The following is a 4,494-nucleotide window of genomic DNA, read 5'->3' on the forward strand; positions in this document are numbered from 1 at the left end:
TGGAAACCGGATTATAGTTCGTGGCCGTTCCGATTGGTAAGTTTACAGTTCCTCTCTCAGCATTTAGATTTTCAACATTTACGGTGCCGGTGCCGTTGGTTAAAATATAGGCGGAAGGGCTTCCCTCTGAAACCTGCGAACTGGTGCCAATGAGATTCAGGTTGTTGCTGTTCAAAGTAATTTTTGCATTAACGGTTATTTTTCCCGCTACGGAAAGATTTCCTGCCGACAATGATAAAGGGGAATTTATCGTAAGATTTTTAACAGATGCATTTTGTACGACCTTTGGTTGTTGTCCATCGGGTATAATAGCATCGTCTGAGGAGTAAGGTACAATGCCGGATTTCCAGTTGTTTGCATCATTCCACTGATTATTGCCAGCTGTGTTCTGGAAAGTAAAATCTGAATTGAATTTAAACAACGCAGTGCTTTTACTTACATCGGCAAAGAAATACATTTGGTCGTTGTACATAAAAAAATTGCGTGGATTGCTTCCGTAAAACAATTTTGTCTGGTTGGGCCCCCAGCCAAAGTCCGGGTTGAGGTCTGCTGCAAACTGATGCTCAAGAAAATTGGTTCTCCAGAGCTCTGTATTGAGGTACTGAGCATCGCTTTCTTTTCTGCTGTACCAAAGGCTTCCTTTGTAAGCTCCGAACATACTTTGTAGGCCTGCGTAAATTTCATAACCGTTGGTGGTAACAGGAAGGGGCCAAACTGGTCCGGTTGTGCCGTCTTCGTTTATCCTTAATATTTTATCAAACTGGTTTTGTCCGCTTTTAGAAAGTAAAACATACATTACCTCCTTATTGGATAAAACCGATACGGCCCGATAGCCGTCCGGCAGATCTACTGTTTTGGGTTTTATATCATTACCGAAAGTGTGCAGTTTATTTTCTCTGAACTGCAGGTCGGGTACCAGAAAATAATTATCGTTCTTTTTAAAAAGTAGGTTGGGAACAAGGCTGGTGAAATTATACGAAAGAGAAGTGCTTGCTACTACATAACTTTCTTTAGTACCTGCTACTGTACCGTTTGTTTCATAAATTCCCATATTATTCCAGGGAAAAGCAGAGGTAGGTTCCGGCATGTTGCCCTCTCTATAAGGTTTTTGATTGGATGCAAAAAAATAAATCCTGTCATTTTTAACAAGGCCAAATTTCTGGATGCTGATCGTTGCCAGTTCCGTAAGTGAGGTGCCGTCATATTTTACAATTTTGCTATTATTAGCTACAAAATAAAGCTCATTTTTAAATGTCAGAAAATCATGAGCTGTAGTGGAAGAGGAATAACTCTGATAGGTACCTGAAATTTTTTTAATGGTATTTCCGTCTGTTTCGTATATATCCCATTTCCAATTTTGCAGCTTTGTGTAGTATAGTTTATCCCCGATATTTGTAGGATTTGGCTGCAGGGTACCGTCATTTCCGAGGCTGATGCCTGCGTTGGAAGCATTGGTGGACGTAACTTCATCTATTTTCAATGTGTTAGCTGGGGTGCCGTCTGTACGCCACAACTCGTATTTTTCTTCCTTAGTAGGTTTATTGTAATTCTTTACGCGTTTAATGACAAAGTACAGTAAGTTATCGGCCTGACGGTATTGTATAATGTCATTGCTCGTGTATGTAATGTCGCGAAATTTCATTATAACTGAAAAATTTTGTGGACTGGCTATATTCATTCTCACAAAAGAATTTACCTTGGTAGTGTCTGTAGGAGTGTTTGGTTTGTTACTTTGGAAATACCAATCACCCTTCCAGATATTGGTAAGGTAATCATCATATTTACCGCCGGGCGCATGTTGTTCTGCGGTAAAGGTGTGCACTTTAGTAATTTGCCCAAATACGATACTTACGGTAAAGGCCAGAAAGCTAAAAAATAGAATTCTTTTCATTTGACGGAGATTTTTAGGTTAAGTTGATCTCAACAAATATTTTAAATTTTAGCCACAAAAAAATACCCTGAATTGGGTATTTTTAGATTATTTCTTTAATGAATTTTGCCGAAGCTGCAGATCCTACTTTTTCACTACTTTTCCGGAAGCCAGCATATCTCCTTTCACATTTTTAATCTGATAAATGTAAACACCTTTTGTAAGAGAAGATTTGTTCAAAGAATTCGTTCCTTTCATCAAAACTGATGTTGAAACGAGTTTTCCGCTCAAATCGTAGAAGTGCACTACTCCACCATTTTCGGTTGAAATATTTAGGTTTTCATTAAAAGGATTTGGATAAATTAAAACTTTTGATTTTGAAAAATCCGAAGCGGCAAGTGCGCCAAAATTCATCACGGCAAATGGCGAGAAAGAAGAAATTCCTGTGGCTGTGATGGAATTATTTGAAACCTCTCCCGAATTTTCCTCAGTCCAGTTACCGTTTAGATAATGTCCGACTTTTGCAGTTCCGGAATCAAATGCTGCATTCTGTTGGGAAGTATTCCAACCTAAAGTTAAACTCACATTGCTTCCGCCTGCAGTTGCTTCGGAGATTTCCCAGGTGGCATTTACCGCGCCGTTCGTAGTGTTGGAAATCCCATCCGAAACTCTCGCTGAAAAAGTATCGGAAGTCCCGGTATTTGCGATGGAAACCGGATTATAATTCGTGGCAGTTCCGATTGGTAAGTTTACACTTCCACGTGTGGAATTTAGATTTTCAACATTTACGGTACCAGTTCCGTTGGTGACGATGTAGTTGGTGGAATTACCTTCGGCTGTGATAGCCGTTCCCTTTAAATTTAAACTGTTATTGTTTAAGGTAATTTTAGCATCTACTACCAATTCTCCAGTGATATTCAAATTTCCTGCGCCTAAATTAACAGGCGAAGCTGCTGAAAGGTTTTTTGCGTACGCATTAGCGTCCACATTCACATTAAAACCAGCAGGAATATTCACTAAGTCGTGCTGTCCGGGAACTATTCCTGAATTCCAGTTCTCCTCATTGCTCCACGGATTTCCTAAAGCAGTTGTGCCGGTGCTTCCTTTAAAGGTATAATCTCCGTTTATTCTGTAAAGAAAATTTCCAGTACCGTCATTTGCCTGAAAATATAAAATATTATTAAGTGTGAAAAAAATATGAGGATTTGAACTGTTGGATTCGTTAAAGGGAGATCCGGCCATCATCCCTGGATTAATATCCTTTATCATCCTTGTGTTTTCCAACAATCCATCAGATTTCCATAATTCAATATTGTCATCTGCCTGTACACTCGATATAGGGATTTTCTTTTCGGCTCTGTCATAAAACAGCGAGTTTTGATATATGGCCATGGATTTATTATCAAATCCGTCGGAAAGCATTACTGTACCTTCCATAGTGCCGTCACTTCTCCAGAGATTCTGTTTTCCAGTTGAATTATTCTGTTCTTTGAAAAAAATTTGTCCATTAAGCAATTTACATATTGTTGGAGCAAATGGACTTTCAGCTCTTACCATTCTTGTGTTTGAAAGTGTAATGTCTGTGGCCCATATTTCTGAATTTGGAGCAGTGGTAAGCTTCACAAAGTATATCTGTTTCCCATCGTTTGCTAAATTTACTTGATTTGACAGATTAAAATTTGAAGAATTTGGTCCGGGAATTGTTTCGTAAAAAAGTTTAGTTCCTGCGGCAGTTCCATCAGATTCCCAAAGTTCTGTACCATTTGCAGCCGTCTTTCCCCAAAACAGAAATTTTCCATTGATGGGATCGCTCATATGACTTTGCAACTGTACAGTGGTATTCTCAACTATTTTTTCTGTTCCGGCATCTGTTCCGTCGGTTGCATAAATGCCATCGGTTGAACCAAAATAAAATTTTCCGTTAATTTTTGGACCGGGATAGGAAAGATGAGAAACAGGAGCTCCATTTGCGGTTAGTGGTTGAGTTCCGGCTACAGTACCGTCACTTACCATTAAATTTCCTTTGTAACTAAAAATTAATTTGTTGCCAATAAAATTATTATTAATATTTCTGCCGTAAGAAAATGAACCGTCAATTCGAAAATTTGTAGTTGTTGAAGTTCTTACATCTTTAATCAAACTTACTGTTCCTGCCTGTGTTCCGTCGGTGGCCCACAACTCTTCTGTAAACTCTGTAAAAGCGAAGGTTGTTGGATTTCTTTTGAAATGCTGAACAATGAAAAAAAGTTTGTTTTCTGTTCTGTTTATTGGTGTAAAACCAATAGAAATAACGGGTACTGCTGTGTAGTAAGCCGGAAAATTGAAAACTTCTGTAACGGAAGTGCCGTCGAATTTCCGCAGTTTCATTCCGGAGTTACTAATGTCTGCAAAACTATAATATTCATCGTTCAGAATATCTGATTCAGTTGACGGGTTATTACCAAATTTGTTTGTAGTAGTGATTTGAAATACCTTTGTTATCTGAGCATTGCAGAAGAGTATTGTTATTGCAAATAAAATTGAAAATATAGTTTTCATACTAGTTATTTTTTAATGATTTTCCCTGAAGAAACCACCTCCCCACTTGCGTTTTTAATCTGATAAACGTAGATCGGGAAAGAGCA

At 38.4% G+C, this 4,494-nt stretch carries 1 protein-coding gene and 1 pseudogene; both read right to left on the reverse strand.

All coding sequences use genetic code 11. From position 1 onward, the window contains the following. Nucleotides 1–1,891: pseudogene (locus Q0252_RS06505) on the reverse strand (hypothetical protein); the annotation flags it as partial. A 123-nt stretch (nucleotides 1,892–2,014) separates the two neighbouring features. Then, entirely contained in the window at nucleotides 2,015–4,408 is a 2,394-nt protein-coding gene (locus Q0252_RS06510; RefSeq protein ID WP_297984719.1) for a T9SS type A sorting domain-containing protein, read from the reverse strand. Nucleotides 4,409–4,494: the final 86 nt, after the last annotated feature.

Source organism: uncultured Chryseobacterium sp., from assembly GCF_936933875.1.
GTDB lineage: Bacteria > Bacteroidota > Bacteroidia > Flavobacteriales > Weeksellaceae > CAKZIK01.